General features: G+C 69.6%; 19 protein-coding genes. 9 read left to right on the top strand and 10 right to left on the bottom strand.

Annotated elements, in window-relative coordinates; all coding sequences use genetic code 11:
• Window positions 1-103: 103 nt before the first annotated feature.
• The 6 genes from G4G93_RS30670 to G4G93_RS30645 all read left to right on the top strand — a co-directional run bounded on the left by G4G93_RS30670 (window position 104) and on the right by G4G93_RS30645 (window position 6,702).
• Window positions 104-2,533 carry a YfhO family protein gene (locus G4G93_RS30670; protein ID WP_165090604.1) on the top strand — a complete coding sequence of 810 codons (2,430 nt, stop codon included), beginning with the start codon at window positions 104-106 and terminating at the stop codon, window positions 2,531-2,533.
• Window positions 2,505-3,452 carry a hypothetical protein gene (locus G4G93_RS30665; RefSeq protein WP_165090602.1) on the top strand — a complete coding sequence of 316 codons (948 nt, stop codon included), beginning with the start codon at window positions 2,505-2,507 and terminating at the stop codon, window positions 3,450-3,452. Before G4G93_RS30670 ends, G4G93_RS30665 begins: the two co-directional genes overlap by 29 nt.
• 168 nt (window positions 3,453-3,620) lie before the next feature.
• Complete coding sequence (locus G4G93_RS30660; RefSeq protein WP_165090600.1) at window positions 3,621-4,163, top strand: TadE/TadG family type IV pilus assembly protein; 543 nt, start codon at window positions 3,621-3,623, stop codon at window positions 4,161-4,163.
• Window positions 4,163-4,879, top strand: coding sequence for a TadE/TadG family type IV pilus assembly protein (locus tag G4G93_RS30655; protein ID WP_165090598.1), 717 nt, complete (start codon window positions 4,163-4,165; stop codon window positions 4,877-4,879). Before G4G93_RS30660 ends, G4G93_RS30655 begins: the two co-directional genes overlap by 1 nt.
• Complete coding sequence (locus G4G93_RS30650; protein ID WP_165090596.1) at window positions 4,873-6,330, top strand: pilus assembly protein TadG-related protein; 1,458 nt, start codon at window positions 4,873-4,875, stop codon at window positions 6,328-6,330. The genes G4G93_RS30655 and G4G93_RS30650 overlap by 7 nt, the downstream gene beginning before the upstream one ends.
• An 87-nt stretch (window positions 6,331-6,417) precedes the next feature.
• Window positions 6,418-6,702, top strand: a complete 285-nt coding sequence (locus G4G93_RS30645; protein WP_246737126.1) for a hypothetical protein — start codon at window positions 6,418-6,420, stop codon at window positions 6,700-6,702.
• Between the two features lie 108 nt (window positions 6,703-6,810).
• Here the strand turns inward: G4G93_RS30645 and thrS are convergent, their stop codons facing one another.
• The 3 genes from thrS to G4G93_RS30630 form a co-directional block, all read right to left on the bottom strand.
• The gene (gene thrS / locus G4G93_RS30640; RefSeq protein WP_165090594.1) at window positions 6,811-8,823 is read right to left on the bottom strand and encodes a threonine--tRNA ligase; all 2,013 of its coding nucleotides are present in this window, start codon (window positions 8,821-8,823) and stop codon (window positions 6,811-6,813) included.
• Between the two features lie 135 nt (window positions 8,824-8,958).
• Window positions 8,959-9,276 carry a membrane protein insertion efficiency factor YidD gene (gene yidD, locus G4G93_RS30635; protein WP_165090591.1) on the bottom strand — a complete coding sequence of 106 codons (318 nt, stop codon included), beginning with the start codon at window positions 9,274-9,276 and terminating at the stop codon, window positions 8,959-8,961.
• A complete protein-coding gene (locus G4G93_RS30630) occupies window positions 9,273-9,731 on the bottom strand; it encodes an iron-sulfur cluster assembly scaffold protein (protein WP_165090588.1) in 459 nt (152 codons plus the stop codon). Before G4G93_RS30630 ends, yidD begins: the two co-directional genes overlap by 4 nt.
• 284 nt (window positions 9,732-10,015) lie before the next feature.
• On the opposite strand from G4G93_RS30630, the gene folE reads away from it, so the two are divergent.
• Window positions 10,016-10,675 carry a GTP cyclohydrolase I FolE gene (gene folE, locus G4G93_RS30625; RefSeq protein ID WP_165090586.1) on the top strand — a complete coding sequence of 220 codons (660 nt, stop codon included), beginning with the start codon at window positions 10,016-10,018 and terminating at the stop codon, window positions 10,673-10,675.
• Window positions 10,672-11,094, top strand: coding sequence for a phosphoribosyl-AMP cyclohydrolase (gene hisI, locus G4G93_RS30620; RefSeq protein ID WP_165090584.1), 423 nt, complete (start codon window positions 10,672-10,674; stop codon window positions 11,092-11,094). The genes folE and hisI overlap by 4 nt, the downstream gene beginning before the upstream one ends.
• Before the next feature lie 172 nt (window positions 11,095-11,266).
• Here hisI and G4G93_RS30615 read toward each other — a convergent pair whose 3' ends face one another.
• The 7 genes from G4G93_RS30615 to G4G93_RS30585 all read right to left on the bottom strand — a co-directional run bounded on the left by G4G93_RS30615 (window position 11,267) and on the right by G4G93_RS30585 (window position 17,288).
• Window positions 11,267-11,683, bottom strand: coding sequence for a gamma-glutamylcyclotransferase family protein (locus G4G93_RS30615; protein ID WP_165090582.1), 417 nt, complete (start codon window positions 11,681-11,683; stop codon window positions 11,267-11,269).
• A 16-nt stretch (window positions 11,684-11,699) separates the two neighbouring features.
• Window positions 11,700-13,703, bottom strand: a complete 2,004-nt coding sequence (locus tag G4G93_RS30610; protein ID WP_165090580.1) for an acetyl/propionyl/methylcrotonyl-CoA carboxylase subunit alpha — start codon at window positions 13,701-13,703, stop codon at window positions 11,700-11,702.
• A gap of 129 nt (window positions 13,704-13,832) precedes the next feature.
• Entirely contained in the window at window positions 13,833-14,282 is a 450-nt protein-coding gene (locus tag G4G93_RS30605; protein ID WP_165090578.1) for a hypothetical protein, read from the bottom strand.
• 322 nt (window positions 14,283-14,604) lie between these two features.
• Complete coding sequence (locus tag G4G93_RS30600; RefSeq protein WP_165090576.1) at window positions 14,605-14,850, bottom strand: phage tail protein; 246 nt, start codon at window positions 14,848-14,850, stop codon at window positions 14,605-14,607.
• 336 nt (window positions 14,851-15,186) lie between these two features.
• The gene (locus G4G93_RS30595) at window positions 15,187-15,636 is read right to left on the bottom strand and encodes a hypothetical protein (RefSeq protein WP_165090574.1); all 450 of its coding nucleotides are present in this window, start codon (window positions 15,634-15,636) and stop codon (window positions 15,187-15,189) included.
• Between the two features lie 399 nt (window positions 15,637-16,035).
• The gene (locus G4G93_RS30590; protein ID WP_165090572.1) at window positions 16,036-16,596 is read right to left on the bottom strand and encodes a DUF1993 family protein; all 561 of its coding nucleotides are present in this window, start codon (window positions 16,594-16,596) and stop codon (window positions 16,036-16,038) included.
• A gap of 77 nt (window positions 16,597-16,673) precedes the next feature.
• Window positions 16,674-17,288 (bottom strand): L,D-transpeptidase, encoded by a 615-nt coding sequence (locus G4G93_RS30585; protein ID WP_165090570.1) that lies wholly within the window; start codon window positions 17,286-17,288, stop codon window positions 16,674-16,676.
• Window positions 17,289-17,491: 203 nt separating this feature from the next.
• On the opposite strand from G4G93_RS30585, the gene G4G93_RS30580 reads away from it, so the two are divergent.
• Window positions 17,492-18,421 carry a histone deacetylase family protein gene (locus tag G4G93_RS30580; protein WP_165090568.1) on the top strand — a complete coding sequence of 310 codons (930 nt, stop codon included), beginning with the start codon at window positions 17,492-17,494 and terminating at the stop codon, window positions 18,419-18,421.
• Window positions 18,422-18,500: the final 79 nt, after the last annotated feature.

Below are 18,500 nucleotides of genomic sequence, written 5' to 3'. Positions count from 1 at the left end.
CCCGATATCCCCTTTAAGCACCATTCCGCCCCGGACGGCCACGTCCGGGCGCGACGAGAAGCTGAGCGCCGGCGGAGCCGGTGCCGAGGACGCCGACCGCACGATGACGCGCTCCCCCGCCCCCCTCGCCCATCGCTGGACTCCCCGGGAGTTCTGGCTGGCGCTGGCCGCCGTGATGCTGTTCTGGGCCGCCGCCGCCGCGATCTGGCCGCTCACCGGCACGGTGGTGCCGTGGGATTCCAAGAACCATTTCTACCCGATGCTGCGCTACCTCGGCGCCGCCCTCGCCAACGGCGAATTGCCGCTCTGGAACCCCTACCACTTCGCCGGCCACCCCTCGGTCGCCGATCCGCAATCGCTCCTCTTCACCCCGACCATGCTGCTCTTCGCGTGGCTCGACCCGTCGCCGTCGATGGAGCTGTTCGACGCGGTGGTGTTCGCCCACCTGATTCCCGGCGCGGTCGCGATGCTGCTGCTGTTCCGCCGCCGCGGCTGGCACGCCGCCGGCGCGGTCGCGGCCGCGATGGTGTTCGTGCTCGGCGGCTCGGCCTCGGCGCGGCTGCAGCATACCGGCATGATCATCTCCTACGGCTTCGTGCCGCTGGCCTGGTGGCTCCTGGAGGAGGCGCTGGCGCGCCGCTCCTACGCCTACGGCCTCGCCTTCGCGGTCGTGGCCGCCGTGATGACGGTCGGCCGCGACCAGGTGGCGTTCCTGTGCGGCCTGAGCCTGATCGGCGTCGCCGTGCACGCGATCCTGACGGCGCCGGCGCCGCTCTCGTACCTGCGCGCCCGAATCGGCGTGCTCGCCGTGATGGCGCTGGTCGGGGGTGCGCTGCTCGCCGTGCCCTCGCTCCTGACCATGCAGTTCCTGATGACCTCGACCCGGCCGTCCTTCGGCTACGGGGCGGCGATCATGGGCTCGCTGCCGCCCTCGAGCTTCGCCACAGCGCTCTTCGCCGACGTGTTCGGGTCCCTGCGCTGGACCTACGATTACTGGGGGCCGGACTGGCAGTCGATGGACGGCAACACCTGGACCGACCGGGCGGTGAACTACCTGTTCGCCGGAACCCTGCCGGCCGTGCTGATCCTCTGGCACGGCATCGCCGGAGGGCGCCTCGCCGCCCGGGAGATCCGCTATCCGGTCATCGTGCTCGGCGCCGCGATCCTGTACGCGCTCGGGCGCTACACCCCGCTCTTCGCGCCGGTCTTCGACCACATGCCGGGCGTCGACCTCTACCGCCGGCCCGCCGACGCGACCTTCCTCATCAACATCGGGCTCGCGCTCACGGCGGGCTACCTCGTCCACCGCTACGTCACCGAGGGCGCGCCGCGCCTTCCGGCCGGGAATGCGGGGCTCGTACGGGTCCTCCGCCTCGCCCGGCCGGCCGTGGCGCTCGCCATCCTGGCGGGGATCGCATGGGTCTCCTACCGCTACGCAGCCCGGGCCCATCACCTGCCCGACGCCCTGCGCGACGGGCTGATCGGTAGCGGGATCGCGCTCCTCGCCGTCCTCGTGATGCTGCGCGCCGGCCCGCGCCGGCGGGTGGTGGCCGCCTCCTGCCTCGTCGCGCTGCTCGGCGCCGAGCTGGTCTGGCGCAATGCCGGCTCCTCGCTCAACGCCGAGCCGGCGGGCCGCTACGCGGTGTTCCAGCACCTGCCGCCGGAGCAGCTCCAGGGCCTGACGCTCCTGAAGGCCGAACTCGACGCCCGCCACGCCAAGGGCGAGCATCCCCGCGTCGAGATCCTCGGCCTCGGCGGCGCCTGGCAGAACGCCTCGATGGTGCTCGGGCTCGAGGACACGATCGGCTACAATCCCCTGCGGCTCGCCGATTACGAGCGCGCCGTCGGCCCCGGCGAGAACGCCGCCGACCCGAACCTGCGCCAGTTCCCCGGCCTGTTCCGCGGCTATCGCTCGCGGCTGGCGAGCCTGCTCGGCCTCGAATACCTCGTCCTCGACCGTTCGGCCGAGCGGCTGCCGAAGCACTTCCCGCAGCTGACCGGCGCCAAGCTCCTCTACGGCTCGGGCGAGATGTGGATCTACCGCCTCGATCCGGCCAAGCCCCGCGCCTACCTGGCGACCCGCCTGGTCCCGGTCGATTCCGAGAGCGTGCTGAACCAGGACGAGCTGCCCGAGTTCGAAGGCACCGAAACCGCGCTGGTCGACCAGGACAGCGTGCCCAAGATCAAGGGCGAGTTCGGGCTCAAGGACCCGGCCGCCCCGGTCACCGCCGCCAAGGGCACCGCGACGATCCTCGCCTATCGCCGCAATGTCGTCACGGTGGAGGTCGAGACCGACCGCGACAGCGTGCTGGTGCTGCACGACATCTTCTATCCGGGCTGGCAGGCCCGGGTCGACGGCGCCCGCCGCCCGATCCTGCGCACCAACCTGCTCTTCCGCGGGGTCGAGGTGCCGGCGGGCAAGCACGTGGTCGAGTTCAAGTTCCGCCCGCTCTCGGTCGGCAACCTGATGGCGGCGGCGAGTGAGCTCCTGAAGAGGGACGACGATGATGCGGGCGAGACGGCGGTTCGGTAAGGCCCTGGCGCTCGTCGCGCTCTCGGGCGGGGCGGCACTCGCCCAGACCCCCGGCCAGCCGCCGGCCGTCGTATCCCAGGGCGAGCCGCCCCAGGGGATCGCGCCTCAGGGGGTCGCGCCGCAGGGCGTGACCCAGGGCCCTCCCCCGGCGCCGGCCCCCGCCGAGGCCAGCCTGTCCTTGCGGGCGGTGCTGACGAGCGAGGCCAAGCCGCTGCGCGGCGGCCTGACCTGGCGGATCTACGAGGACCGGCCGGAGGGCGGCAAGCCGGTGGTGCTCGCCCGCTCCGAGGAGGCGCAGCCGACCTTCCGGCTGCCCCCCGGCAGCTACCTCGCCAACGTCACCTACGGCTTCGTCAGCACCTCGAAGCGCGTGACCCTGAATTCCGGTGCGGGCAGCGAGCAGCTCACCGTCAATGCCGGGGCCTTGCGCCTCGCCGGCGCGGTCGGCGAGACGAAGATCGCCCCCGGCCAGCTCGCCTTCGCGGTCTTCGTGCCGATCGGCAACAACCCGGAGGGGCGGCTCGTCCGCGACGGCGTCAAGGCCGGTGAGGTCGTGCGCCTGCCGGAGGGCACCTATCACGTCGTCTCGACCTGGGGCGATTCCAACGCGATCCAGCGCGCCGACCTGAAGGTCGAGAACGGCCGCCTCACCGACGCGACCCTGAACCACCGCGCCGCCACCGTGACTCTGAAGCTCGTCGCCTCCCCGGGTACCGAAGCCTTCGCCGGTACCGCCTTCAGCGTGCTGACGCCGGGCGGCGACACGATCCGCGAGGCGATCGGCGCCTTCCCGCAGGTGACCCTCGCGGAGGGCGAGTACCAGCTCATCGCCCGCCACGACGGCAAGGTCTACACCCAGGACTTCAAGGTCGAGAGCGGCGTCGACCGCGACATCGAGGCGATCGCCAAAGATCCGTGACAGCTGGAGCGGCGATGGTGGGACGCACCGTACGCCAAGGCCTCCCGACCGGGCCGAATCGTCGGTGACCGAGAGGTTTCGCCGTCACGGAGCAGCATCACGGCGGATCCCCCGAGTCTCCAGGATCCGATTACCGGGTCTTTAACCGGCTGACCCTACGTTGCCGGCATGCGGTGCGTGCCTAGCCTCATTCGTGACGAGAAGGGATCGACGACCGTCGAGTTCGCCCTGGTCGGCATGATGTTCATCGCGACCATCCTGTTCACGATGGTCGTCGCCGAGATCCTGTACTTCAATCAGAGGTTGGATAACGCCATCGAGCAGGCGTCGCGACAGGTCATCGTCGGCAAAGCCCAGACGACGAACCCGCCGCCGAATCTCTCGACCTTCACCCAGGTGCTGTGCAGTGCCCTGCCGTCGGCGATGTCCTGCGGCGATCTCATCGTCAACCTGTATGTCGTGACCCCGAGCCAGGGCTATTACGCCTTCGTGGCCTCCGACCAGAGCGGGTTGACGCTGCCGGCGCTGACGCCGGGCAACGGCCAGTTCACCCTCGGCACGCAGGGGCAGTACCAGTACCTCCAGGTGATCTATCCGATCACCTTGCTGCCGTCGGTGCTGACGTCCTGGCTCGCTCCCGCGGTGACCTACAAGGGCAAGGCGGCCTACCTGCTGGTCTCGACCGCCGCCTTCCGCGTCGAGCAATACTGATGCGCCGGGCACTCATCCGTCGGATCCGCGCTTTTCGCGCCGCCGAGGACGGTCTCGCGGCCGTCGAACTGGCGATGATCCTGCCCACGCTCCTGATCGTCATGCTCGGCGGGCTTCAGGTCATCTCCTACATCAACGCCGTGCGCAAGGTCGAGCGGGTGGTCGAATCGATCAGCCAGATGATCTCGCAGGCCAGGCCCGTCGGCAATTCGACCATCGCGACCGTGAACGCGAGCGACCTGCATTTCAGCTTCGACGCGGCGATGGTGCTGTTTCCGTACCTGATGGCCGAGGGCAAGCGCCAGAACCGCGCCTGGTCGCAGGTCATCACGATCAACTACGCCGGCATCACCTTCACCCAGACCGCGACCAACTGCGCCGACTCCACCGACCAGAGCGCCTGCTACCGCGCCGACGTGGCCTGGACCAGCACCGGCACCCAGCAGCCGGATGCCGGGCCGGCCTACCGGCCCTGCGGCACCCCCCAGATCGCGGCGGACAACAAGGCCCCCCCGAGCCGGACGGCCCTGCCGCGCTCGCTGTTCGGGCCGGCCGCGATGGTGGTGATCGACGTCCTGTTCACCTTCACGCCGACCTTCGGCGCCCGCTACCTGCCGTCGATCACGATCGCACGCTCGGCCTACGTCCAGCCGCGCTACGCCACCCGCGTCGACTACGACACCACCAACAACGACTGGATCGCCACGAAATGCTGACCTGCGCATCCCGGTTCGCCGCGACCGCGGCGTCGTTCGTCAAGGCCCGCGACGGCAGCATCAACGTGCTGTTCGGGCTCAGCCTGATCCCGATCGTCGGCCTGATCGGCCTCGGCGTCGATTACGGCATGACCGTCACCAACCGGGCGCGGCTCGACCGGGCGGCGGATGCGGCGGCGATGGCCGCCATCGTCACCGCCAAGGCCTACATCGCCGCCCATTCCGGCGAGACCAACGTGGCGGCGGCGGCCAAGAAGGCGGGCGAGACCCAGGCGACCAACACCTTCAACGTCAATGCCGGCAGCGTCCCGCTGTCGACCGTGAGCCTCACGGCTCCCACGGTGACGATCAACGGGCAGACCATCAGTTCGTCCATCTCCTACACGGCGACGATCCAGAACAGCTTCTCGAAGCTGTTCATGGTGGCGACCTCGACGGTGGCGAACACGATCACCGCCTCGGTCGACCTGCCGAGCTACTTCGACTTCTACCTGATGGTCGACGTGTCGGGCTCGATGGGCCTGCCCGCGACGACGGACGGCATGGCGAATCTCGCCAAAAGCAACACCGACATGGTGGGTGACTACAAGCAGGGCTGCCAGTTCGCCTGCCACTTCAAGAGGGATGGACATACCTCGACCGACTTCATCGGCTGGACCTTGGCGGCCGGCAAGATCCAGCTGCGCTCGGATGCCGTGAACAACGCGGTGTGCGACGTGCTCAAGCGGGCCTCGTTCCCGACCGTGCCGAACCAGTATCGGGTCGGGATCTATCCGTTCATCAACCAGTTGGCGACGCTGGCCAGTCTCACCAGCGACATGAATTCCCTCAAAACGTCGGCGCAGTGCTCCGCGACCTGGCCGCTGGCCTTCACCAACCTTCTGGATACCGGGGCGACGCAGCTCTACACCTCCGGCGACCCGACCACCGGCACCGGCTCGGGCGGTACCCATTTCGAGACCGCGTTCCCCCAGATGAAGGGAATCGTCGGTGCGAACGGGTTCGGCGACGGATCGAGCGCCACGAACCGCAGGCCGTTCGTGTTCCTGGTCACCGACGGAATGCAGAACGGCCAGCACTTCTACACGATGAGCAACGGCAAATATGCCTATCCCGGATGGCCGTCGAAGTTCAAGGGTTACGCCAATGCCAACTGGGACGGTTCCCAGCCGTCCGCGATCGACCCGAAGACCTGCGACGCACTGAAGGCGGCCGGGGCGACGATCTCGATCCTCTACATTCCCTACAACCAGATCAGCTTCGTCGACAGGGGCGGCGGCGTGGCCTGGGAGAACAACCGGGTCAACGGCATCAGCCCGACCTTGGCCAAGCCGCTTCAGGATTGCGCCTCGCCGGGCTACTTCACCACCGCCGACGGTCCCGACAAGATCACCGCCGCCCTGAACGCGATGTTCGACCAGGCGCTCAAGATGGCGAGGCTCACGCAGTAGCGGGACGCACGTCCGCGAGAAAAACGCTACGGCGGCCCGGCGGCGCGCGTCCCGCGCCGCCGGGACGATCGACGTCGCATCGACGCCGTGTTCCACGAACAAGAGCGTCTCGCCGCCCTGGCGGCGGGCCTGCACGGCGATATCGCCGATCCGCTCGCCGCGAAGGCCGCGGCAATGGGAATGCTCGCGCAACAGGTCCGGCGGGAGGCCGACGTGATGGCCTGTGCCGACGGGGTCTGGCCCGTCGGGGTGAGCCTGGCGTCGGTCGCGGTGCTGAAGACGCCGCAGAGAGGGTCGGGGCCGGTCGAGGCGCATCGATCCTCCGACCGGTCGACCGGATCGTGCGGGTGTTTCGGGCGGCGCCCGTCATGACGGGCGCGACCTGTCCGGACGCGGTATCCCCTCTCCCGCCCCGCGCACGCGTGCTTTGCACTCGCAGCGGGCCACCCTCCCCGGCATAGGGGGAGGGTTCAGGCATGCCTACGGCACCGGCGTTTCCCCGTGCTGCCCGTCGAGCGTCACGCCCTCGCTCGGCACGCTGTCGGCCACGGCCTCCGCGCGGCGCAGGTCCGGGAAGGTCGCCTCGGCCACCAGCTCGGCCAGGGCCTGGTCGAGCGGCAGGGTGCGGCTCTGCGGGCTGCCGAGGCGGCGGATCGAGACGGTGCGCTCCTCGCCCTCCTTGCGGCCGACGACCAGCATCACCGGCACCTTGGCGTGCGAATGCTCGCGGACCTTGTAGTTGATCTTCTCGTTGCGCAGATCGGCCTCGGCCCTGAGCCCCGCCGCGTCAGCCGCCTTCAAGACCTCGCGGGCATACGGATCGGCCTCGCCGGTGATCGTCGCCACCACGACCTGGAGCGGCGCCAGCCAGAGCGGGAAATGGCCGGCGAAATGCTCGATCAGGATGCCGGTGAAGCGCTCCATCGAGCCGCAGATCGCCCGGTGGACCATCACCGGGGTCTTCTTCTGCCCGTCGGCATCGACGAAGAAGGCGCCGAACCGCTCCGGCAGGTTGAAGTCGACCTGCGTCGTGCCGCATTGCCAGTCGCGGCCGATGGCGTCGCGCAGGACGTATTCGAATTTGGGCCCGTAGAAGGCGCCCTCCCCCGGATTGATCGCGGTCTTGATCCGCCCGCCCGATTGCTCCTCGATCTGGGCCAGCACCCGGGTCATCACCTCCTCGGCGTGGTCCCACAGGGCGTCCGACCCGACCCGCTTCTCCGGCCGCGTCGAGAGCTTCACCACGATCTCGTCGAAGCCGAAATCGGCGTAGGTGCTCAGGATCAGGTCGTTGATCTTCAGGCACTCGGCGGCGAGCTGGTCCTCGGTGCAGAAGACGTGGGCATCGTCCTGCGTGAAGGCGCGCACCCGCATCAGGCCGTGCAGCGCGCCCGACGGCTCGTAGCGCGAGACCGAGCCGAACTCGGCCAGCCGCAGCGGCAGGTCGCGGTAGGACTTCAGCCCGTGCTTGAAGATCTGCACGTGGCCGGGGCAGTTCATCGGCTTGATCGCGAAGACGCGGTCGTCCTCGGTCTTCGTGACGAACATGTTCTCCCGGTACCAGTCCCAGTGGCCCGAAGTCTCCCACAGCGCCTTGTCGAGGATCTGGGGCGCGTTCACCTCGGCATAGTCGCCCTTCAGGCGCCGGCGCATGTAGGCGATCAGCGACTGGAACAGGGTCCAGCCCTTCGGGTGCCAGAACACCACGCCCGGCCCCTCCTCCTGGAAATGGAAGAGGTCCATCTCGCGGCCCAGGCGGCGATGGTCGCGGCGCTCCGCCTCGGCCAGGCGGTGGAGATAGGCGTCGAGATCGGCTTGGTTCGCCCAGGCGGTGGCGTAGATCCGGCTCAGCATCGGCTTCGTCGAATCGCCGCGCCAATAGGCACCGGCTACCTTCATCAGCTTGAAGGCGCTGCCGACCTTGCCCGTCGAGGTCATGTGCGGGCCGCGGCAAAGGTCGAACCACTCGCCCTGGCGGTAGATCCGCAGGTCCTCGCCCGGCGGGATCGCGTCGACCAGCTCGACCTTGAAGGCCTCGCCCTTCTCGGCGAACAGCGTGCGCACGTCGTCGCGGGCCCAGACCTCCTTGGTGAAGGGGGCGTCCCGCGCGATGATCTCGCGCATCCGCGCCTCGATCGCCGGGAAATCGTCCGGCGAGAACGGGGTTTCGCGGTGGAAGTCGTAGTAGAAGCCGTTCTCGATCACCGGGCCGATCGTGACCTGCGTCTCCGGCCACAGCGACTGCACGGCCTCCGCCAGAACGTGGGCGCAATCGTGCCGGATCAGCTCCAGGGCCCGCGGGTCGGTGCGGTCGAGGAACTCGATGCGGGCATCCGCCGCGATGGTGTCGTCGAGGTCGCGGACGGTGCCGTCGAGGGCCATCGCCACGGTGCGCTTGGCCAGCGACTTGGCGATGCCCTCGACGACGGCGCGGCCGGTCACGGCGCCGTCGAAGGACCGCGTGGCGCCATCGGGAAATGTTAGGATCGGCATGGTCTGATGAAGACTCCTCGGGGCTCACTCCTGCGCACGGTGCAGGTAAGCCGGGTGGTGGACGGCGTCCGGCGGGCTTCGCCGCGCACCGGACGGCGCCGTCATAGCAGCCGCGAGGCGAAATGACAGGGGCCTTCAGCCCTCGACGCCCTCGCAGAGCGGCGGCGGCGCGTTGACGCCGCGCCAGCGGGCATAGGCCCAGGGGCGGTGCCAGGCGGCGCCGGCCGGCGGCACCTCCGGCACGAGATCGATGCCGTGGGTGCCGAACGGTCCGCAGCGGCAGATCCGGGCGAAGCCCATCCAGCCGCCGGCCCAGAGGCCGTGGCGCTGGATCGCCTCGTCGGTATAGGCCGAGCAGGAGGGCCAGTGCCGGCACTGGCGCCCGACGAGGCCCGACAGGGTCAGCTGGTAGCCGCGAATCGCCAGATGCGCCGCGCGGCGGGCCGGTCTCACGCCGGCACCGCCTCGGTCTTGGCCTCAGTCCTGGCGGCGATCTGGTCGAGGGCGTCGACCACCGCGTCGAAGGTCAGGAGCGTCGAGGCGTGGCGCGCCTTGAAGTCCCGCACCGGCTCCAGCACCGCGAAATCCGCGAACTTGCCCTCGGGCGCCGGCCCGCCCTCCTTCAGCATCCGCCGCACGGTCTCGCGCAATGCGCGCAGCTCCTCCACGCGCGAGCCGACGACGTGGCGGCCCATCAGCGAGGAGGCGGCCTGGCCGAGCGCACAGGCCTTCACGTCGTGGGCGAAGTCGGTGACGGTACCGCCCTCGGTGACGAGGTCCACCGTCACGGTCGAGCCGCACAGCTTCGAGTGCTTGGACGCGCTCGCCTGCGGGCTCGGCAGCCGGCCGAGGCGGGGGATGTCCGCCGCCAGGGAGAGAATGCGGGCATTGTAGATGTCGTCGAGCATGGCATTCGTACTTTGGACGAGAGGGGCCGCGGGACGGACGAATCGGGCTTGACCGGACGGGTCGGACTTGGGTTTGTCGGGCTCGGGATTGACGTAGGGACGGGCGAGAGAACGCGGTGGCCTGCTGCGCGCCCGGCGCATTGCGTGCCCGGGCTGGATTCCCGATATAGGCAGCATTGCCCGGCTGTGCGAGGCGCGGCCCGACAGGGGCGCATCTCCGGTCCCGGCATGGCTGTCCCGGTCGGACGGTTCTGAGTGGTAGTGGCCGTGATCTTGGAGGCGTGATGGACGCGGTGCTGAAGTCCTTGTCGGTCCGGGCCCCGGAGGCGGCCGACAAGCGCAGCGACGCCCCCCGGCCGGAGCGCGTCACCGAGCGGCCGACCCGCCAGGAGGCCGAGGCCGCCGTGCGCACCCTGCTGCGCTGGGCCGGCGACGACCCGGAGCGCGAGGGCCTGCTCGAGACGCCGCAGCGGGTGGTGAAGGCCTACGAGCAGATCTTCGGGGGCTACCGCCAGGACGCCGACGCCATCCTCGACCGGGTGTTCGAGGAGGTCGAGGGCTATTCCGACATCGTGCTGGTGCGCGACATTCCTTTCCACTCCCATTGCGAGCATCACATGGTGCCGTTCATGGGGCACGCCCACATCGCCTATTACCCGAGGCGTGGCGTCGTCGGCCTGTCGAAGCTCGCCCGCGTCGTCGACGCCTTCGCCCGCCGGCTCCAGACCCAGGAGACGATGACCGCCCAGATCGCCGACACCATCGACTCGGTGCTCCACCCTCGCGGCGTCGCCGTGATGCTGGAGGCCGAGCACCTGTGCATGGCGATGCGCGGCGTGCAGAAATCCGGCGTCTCGACCATCACCACCCAGTTCACCGGCGTGTTCAAGCAGGACCCGACCGAGCAGGTCCGCTTCCTCACCCTGGTCCGCGACCGGCGATGACTGCGCTTCCGGTCTTCGCCCCACCCGGCGACAAGCGGGCGCTGGAAGAGGGCGAGGCCTTCACCCCGCGCTTCGGGCCCGACGGCCTCATCACCGCGCTCGCGGTCGATGCCGATACGGGCACGGTCCTGATGCTCGCCCACATGAACGCTGAGTCGCTCGCCCGGACGCTGGCCACCGGCGAGGTCTGGTACTGGTCGCGCTCGCGCGGTGAGCTCTGGCACAAGGGCGCCACCAGCGGACAGATCCAGACGCTCGTCGAGATGCGGGTCGATTGCGACCAGGATGCCCTGCTGCTGCGGGTGCGCGTCGGCGGCGATGGCGGCTGCTGCCATACCGGGCGACGGGACTGCTTCTATCGCGGCGTCGCTTACGACGCGCAGAGCGGGGCGGTGAGACTGGTTCCCCGCGCTCCGTAAAGCACCGCGGCTCACCCCTTTCCCCTCTGCGGGAGAGGGGCAGCACGACGCTGATCCAGGGAACGCCCTTCACAAAGGTCGCGACCTTTCCGAAAGCGGCGTCCCCTCTCCCGCCCCCCTCCGGCGGCCACCCTCCCCCGCAGACGGGGGAGGATTCGGGCGTCGCGGGTCATCAGCGCTTCAGCGCCGCCAGCCCCTTCAGATACATCTCCGGCAACCCGTTCTCACGGCCCGCCGCGATCACGCCCTCCAGGTAGCCCGGCCGCGGCACCCCGCCGTTGCCGCGCCCGAGATAGACCAGCGCCCGCCGCACCCCGCCCTCGGTCGAGATCGGCTGCTGCGCCTTGACGTAGAGCCCGCTCGCGACGCCCTCGTACCGGTCGAGGGCGGGCACGTCGCTCAAGCTCAGGTCCCAGAGCACGCCCCAGACCGTCCCGGTGGGGAAACGCTCCACCGAGGCGTAGCCCTCGCGCATGATGACGAGGCGGTGGCGGTTGAGCCGGCCGAGGCCGAGCACCCGCGAGGCGGGGCAGCGCCGGGCCATGGCGGCCCGGTCCATGTTGGAGCCGTAGGCGAAGTAGAGCGGCACGGACCGTCGATCCGCCTCAGGCGAATTCGAGGATCACCGCGTCCACCGCCAGGCTGTCGCCCTCCTTGGCCTGGATGGTCTGGACGGTGCCGTCGCGCTCGGCGCGCAGCACGTTCTCCATCTTCATCGCCTCGACGACGGCCAGCGGTTCCCCGGCCTTCACCTCCTGGCCGGGGGTGACCATGATGCTCTTCACCAGGCCCGGCATCGGGCAGAGCAGCTGCTTGCCCGACCCGCCGACCTCCTTGACCGGCATCAGCGCGGCCAGCTCCGCCTCGCGCTTCGTATAGACCCGGGCCTCGGCGGCCGCGCCCGCATGCTGCAGGAACACGCCGTTGAGCAGGGCGCGGACCTGGATCGCCGCCGGCTCACCGTCGATCAAGCCGGTCCAGACCGGCTCGCCCGGGAGCCAGTCGCTGTCGACCTGCCACTCGGTGCCGTCCGCGAAGGCGACCGAGACCCCGTCATTGGTGGTCTCGACGATCGCCTCGAACCGCTGGTCGCCGAGCATCACCACACGCTCGTGCTCGAAGCGCAGCAGGAACGGCTCGCGCATTTGCCCTGAGATACCGCGCTTGCGCTCGTTGAGCAGGTGGTCGATCGCGGCGGCGGCCGCCGCCATCCGGCGTGCCACCTCGCCCGCGGGCTTCGGGGCCTCGAACCCGTTCGGGAATTCCTCCGCGATGAAGCCGGTCGAGAGCCGGCCCTCCTGCCAGCGCGGATGGTGCATCAGCGCCGAAAGAAACGGGATGTTGTGGCGGATGCCGTCGATCGCGAAGGCGTCGAGGGCCTGGGCCTGCGAGGTGATCGCCCCCTGGCGGGTCGGCGCCCAGGTGACGAGCTTGGCGATCATCGGGTCGTAGTGGATCGCGATCTCGCTGCCCTCCTCGACGCCGGTGTCGTTGCGCACGATCGCCTCGCCGAACTCGCCCTCCTCCGGCGGCTGGTAGGTGGTGAGCCGGCCGATCGAGGGCAGGAAGTTGCGGGTCGGATCCTCGGCATAGACGCGGCTCTCCACCGCCCAGCCGTTGAGCTTCACGTCGTCCTGGGCCAGGGGCAGCGTCTCGCCGGCCGCGACCCGGATCATCAGCTCGACGAGGTCGAGGCCGGTGATCATCTCGGTCACCGGATGCTCGACCTGGAGCCGGGTGTTCATCTCGAGGAAGTAGAACGACTTGTCCTGGCCGGCGACGAACTCGACGGTGCCGGCGGAATCGTAGTTCACCGCCTTGGCCAGAGCCACGGCCTGCTCGCCCATCTTGCGCCGGGTCGCCTCGTCGAGGAGCGGGGAAGGCGCCTCTTCGATGACCTTCTGGTTGCGGCGCTGGATCGAGCATTCGCGCTCGCCGAGATAGACGACGTTGCCGTGCTTGTCGCCGATGACCTGGATCTCGATGTGGCGCGGATCGGTGATGAACTTCTCCACGAAGACCCGGTCGTCGCCGAAGGACGAGGCGGCCTCGGAGCGGGCGCGGGCGAAGCCTTCCGCCACCTCGCCGGCCGAGTGCGCGATGCGCATGCCCTTGCCGCCGCCGCCGGCCGAGGCCTTGATCATCACCGGATAGCCGATCTCGTCGGCGATGGTGACGGCGTGTTCCGGGCTCTCGATCACGCCGAGGAAGCCCGGCACGGTCGAGACCTGGGCCGCGGACGCCGCCTTCTTCGACTCGATCTTGTCGCCCATGGCGGCGATGGCGCCCGGGTTCGGGCCGATGAAGACGATGCCGGCGGCTTCCAGCGCCTTCGGGAACGCCTCGCGCTCGGAGAGGAAGCCGTAGCCGGGATGGACCGCCTGCGCGCCGGTCTGCCGGCAGGCCTCCACGATCTTGTCGATGACGAGGTAGGACTGCGCCGCGGCGGCGGGGCCGATATGCACCGCCTCGTCGGCCATGGCGACGTGGAGCGCGTCGCGGTCGGCGTCGGAATAGACCGCCACCGTCTTGATCCCCATCCGGCGCGCCGTCTTGATGATGCGGCAGGCGATCTCGCCGCGGTTGGCGATCAGGATCTTGTCGAACATCGGAGCGCGCACTCGAGCCTTGAGGGGGAAGCCTGGCCGGGGTGGGTCACACCCAAGCTCATCCCCGTTAAAGCATGGCGCGCGCGCCGCAAAGCCGGCTGTTCTCGGCCAAACGGTCGAAACCGGCTCTCATGCGGCCACCGCGTAGGAGAGGATCTCCTCGACCGCGTCCTCGGCGCCGGCCCGGGCCCGGTTGGCCCTGAGGGCGAAGCCGATCAGCGCCGGATCGTTGGTCGCGGCCTCGCGCACCACCTCGACGGCGATGCGGGCGCCCGTCGCGGTCGGGCCGCGGCCGCAGCCCAGCGAGGCGGCGAGCCAATGGGCGGTATCGGCGTCGATATGGCCGGTCGGACGCTCGCCCCATACCGCGAAATCGACGGTCGCGGCGACCAGCCAGTCGCCGAAGGCTTCGTCGGCCGCGTGGATCGCCCGGTCGAGGCCGAACAGCATGTCGGCTTCCTCGCGGTGGGTGAGCCCGTCGGGCAGCACGGCGCGGTTCAGCTCGCGCACGTCCTCCAGGCTGATGGCGCCGGCGGTGAGGATACGGTTGCAGAAGTGTTGCAGCGAAGCGGTGATCATCTGTCTCTGCCTCCCCGGCTTTTGTTGTGCCGGTGCTTGTCCCTGTGTGAGAAGGACTATGCGGGACCGGGGACCTGCGACAGGTTAATGGCGAAATCTGAATCCCGGTTCAGGTTAAAGCCTGGCAACGGGACGGCGTTGCCAAAGGGTTGCCGCGATCCGTCAAAGGCACCGTCGAAGGCTCGGTGCAGGGCCGGTGCGTGAAGGCGGCTCCCGGGCGCCTCGGCCCGCCCCCCCGCCGGCCCGAAAGGCATCGGCGGAAGGCTGGCGGATGGCCGCCGCTTCTCGGCCCGGCGGCATGGCACGAGGGGGCGGGATCCGCTTATTGCGGGAAATAACCGTCGACGCAGATGATGTATTTCATCTGCTTGTCGAATCCTTCTGGAACCTTGTCGCGCAGGTCCGGCAGCCTGAATGTCTTCTCCCCGTCGCCGCCATAGGTCGTGTAGATGAGATTGAAGAGTGCGTAATGATCCCAAACATTCAGCTCCTGGCCTTCGCAGGGCATCCATTTCGACGGGATGATGCTGCCGCTCCAGAGCATGATCATCGAGATATAGGCATCCATAGGATATCCCTTCTGCTCGCTGCAAGGGCGAGGTCGGCTACGGTGCTGATGATGAAAAGCGCAACTATCACCATCCGCATGCCGCAAAGGGTGATCCGACCTCATTGACTATCACGTAAAATGGGGTCTTCGTGTCAAACGATTCGCAATCGTATTTGGACCGCAACTGAAAAATGTGGATCCTTCATAGACTTCCGCCTGCGTTGACACGTCGATGGAGTGAATGTCGAATCGGCCGGCAGCAGCCGATGCGGGCGGCTCCGATCGCCGAGGATGACGAAGCCGGTGGCCGGGCGGGCGGAGAAGCTCGGTCCCCTCGCCCGCGGTCGCCGGCCCTCACGCGGCGACGGCGTAGGACAGGATCTCCTCGACCGCGTCCTCGGCGCCGGCCCGGGCCCGGTTGGCCCTGAGGGCGAAGCCGATCAGCGCCGGATCGTTGGTCTCGGCCTCGCGCACCACCTCGACGGCGATGCGGGCGCCCGTCGCGGTCGGGCCGCGGCCGCAGCCCAGCGAGGCGGCGAGCCAATGGGCGGTATCGGCGTCGATATGGCCGGTCGGACGCTCGCCCCACACCGCGAAATCGACGGTCGCGGCGACCAGCCAGTCGCCGAAGGCTTCGTCGGCCGCGTGGATCGCCCGGTCGAGGCCGAACAGCATGTCGGCTTCCTCGCGGTGGGTGAGCCCGTCGGGCAGCACGGCGCGGTTCAGCTCGCGCACGTCCTCCAGGCTGATGGCGCCGGCGGCAAGGATACGGTTGCAGAAGTGTTGCAGCGAAGCGGTGATCATCTGTCTCTGCCTCCCCGGCTTTTGTTGTGCCGGTGCTTGTCCCTGTGTGAGAAGGACTATGCGGGACCGGGGACCTGCGACAGGTTAATGGCGAAATCTGAATCCCGGTTCAGGTTAAAGCCTGGCAACGGGACGGAGTTGCCAAAGGGTTGCGGGTCGCCTTGGCCTCGAGGCGTCGCAGGCCCGTGCAGGAGACCCGTGAGACGGATCCAGACCGGCAGATCGGCCGTGGACGACGCCCGGCCCCCACGCCGACGGCACCGGCGATCCCGAAGCCGGCCTGGCGGCACCCGCGACGGAGTTGCCGGCGGCTCTCGCGACGCTGGAGCCGACCGAGGAGGAGTCCCCGGATCGCGACGAGGGGCTGCCGCCCTCGCGGGACGATGTCTTGTCGGGGGATCAGGGCCGAGGGAGCGAACCCGCCCGCAGATAGCCGACCATGTGCGGCACGTAATCGGCTTTCCCGAGCGGGACGCCCTGGTTGCGGAGGATCGCGTAGGCGGTCACGAGGTGAAAGTAGAACTGCGGCAGCGCCCAGTCCCGCGCATAGCCGTCTCCCACCATGTCGAAGGTCAGGCCGGGAAGTTCGAGCGTGACGGCCGCGTCCGCCCCGGCATCGAGCGCCTGCGGCTCCAGGGCGTCGAGCCGGGCGAGGGCCTCGGCGATGCAGGCTTGCGCCTCCGCGAGGGAGCCCGGTCGCTCGCCCGCCTCCCGTCCCGCGCGGGCCAGGTCGTCGAGGGCTTGCGGCAGGGGCTCGCCACGGAGCCGGCAGGTCGCCTCCCGGGCCTGCAGGCAGGCGAAGCGCACCTGCGACGCCAGCGGGAACATGTCCGGCGCGAGACGCCGGGAGATCAGCCCGTCGGCCTCCGCGCCATGATGCTCGCGCGCCTTGTCGAGCCACCCCGAGAGGGCCCGCAGCATCTGCGCGTAGGCGGGGACGAGTTGCTGCGTCAGGGACATGGGAGTTCCTCGGGAAGCCGGCTTCCCCGAGACTGCCCCGACGGAATCGTGCCCGGAATGCGACCCGTGGCGCCCTCCTACCGCACGATCACCTTCGCATCCGCGCCGACCCGGTTGTACAGGTCGACCACGTCGATGTTGCGCATCCGGATGCAGCCCGAGGATGCCGCCTGGCCGATCCGCTCCGGCTCGTTGGTGCCGTGGATGCGGTAGAGCGTGTCCTTGCCGGTGCCGTCCGCCAGGTAGAGGGCGCGGGCGCCGAGCGGGTTGGCGGGGCCGCCCTGCATGGCGTGAACGTGGGGCCAGCGCTTGATCATCTCGGCCGGCGGGTGCCAGTCGGGCCAGGCGGCCTTGCGGAAGATCCGCGCCGCGCCGCTCCAGCCATAGGCCTCGTCACCGACGGTGACGCCGTAGCGGATCGCCTTGCGGTCGGGCAGGACGTAGTAGAGCTGGCGCTCGCGCGTCTCGACCACGATGGTGCCGGGGGCCTCCCCGGTCGGATCCTCGATCATGTAGCGGGCGAAGCGCCGGTCGACCTCGGGCTCCGGCACCATCGCCATCCACTCCTTGTCCTTGGCCGACAATTCGGGATCGGGCGTGGCGCGGTACAGGCAGCCCGGGAGCGCCAGGAGGGTCCCCGTGAGAACGGCCCCCGTCAGAACGGTCTTGAGGGCGTGACGGGGGCGGCGCATCGGGGAAGGACCTTGCAAGGCGGCGGGCGGACCCGCGAATCAGTCGTCGTCAGAGCCTAGAGCGTGGCCGTAAGCGCGCGAAGCCGGTGATGACGCTCCCATGCGAGTTGCGGCGCCTGTGTTGCGTCCGGGCCATGGCCCTGCCACGGTGCGGGGTGGGGACGGGCCCGACGGGCCCGACGGGAACGCTTGAAGCGGGCACGATGACGACGCTGTATCTCTGCCATCCGGCCTCCCTCGATCACGACACGCCGCCGGGGCACCCCGAGCGGGCCGACCGCATCCGGGTGATCGAGCGGGTGCTGGAGGACGAGCGCTTCGCCGCCCTGGTGCGCGAGCAGGCGCCCCTCGCCGACCTCGCGGTCGCGGGGCTGGCCCATCCGGAGAACTACGTCGCGGCGATCACCGCGGCGGCGCCGGACGAGGGATTGACCGTGATCGATTCCGACACGGTGATGTCCCGGGGCTCCCTGGAAGCGGCGCGCCGCGCCCTCGGGGCCGCCGTGCGGGCGGTCGACGAGGTGATGGAGGGCCGCGTCGCCAACGCCTTCGCGGCGATGCGGCCGCCCGGCCACCATGCCGAGCGCGAGCGCGCCATGGGCTTCTGCCTGTTCAACACCGCGGCCGTGGCGGCCCGGCACGCCAGGAAGCACCACGGCGCCGCCCGGGTCGCCCTGGTCGACTGGGACGTCCATCACGGCAACGGCTCGCAGGATATCTTCTGGGACGATCCGAACGTCCTCTACGCCTCGACCCACCAGATGCCGCTCTTTCCCGGCACCGGGGCCGCGTCGGAGCGCGGCGACCACGACACCATCGTCAACGTGCCGCTGCATGCGGGCGACGACGGCGACACGTTCCGCGAGGCCTTTTCGCACGGCGTGCTGCCGCGGCTCGACGCGTTCCGGCCCGACCTGATCGTGATCTCGGCCGGATTCGACGCCCATTGGCGCGATCCGCTGGCCAACCTGAAGCTCACCGAGGCCGATTTCGCCTGGGCGACCCGGGAGGTGATGGGGATCGCCGACCGTCGCTGCGGCGGCCGGGTCGTGTCGCTCCTGGAGGGCGGCTACGACCTGATCGGGCTGTCGAAGTCCGTCGCCGCCCATGTCGAGACGCTGATGGGGCGGTGAGGGCCCGGTCGCGAGGGACCCGAGGCGAATTCCGATCCTCACGGTCGTTCCGGAGCCGCGGAAGCGGAGCCCGGACTTC

Origin of the sequence: Methylobacterium sp. DB0501 (assembly GCF_011043735.1) — a bacterium.
Classification (GTDB): Bacteria; Pseudomonadota; Alphaproteobacteria; order Rhizobiales; family Beijerinckiaceae; genus Methylobacterium; species Methylobacterium alsaeris.
This window is presented reverse-complemented; position numbering and strand designations above follow the sequence as displayed.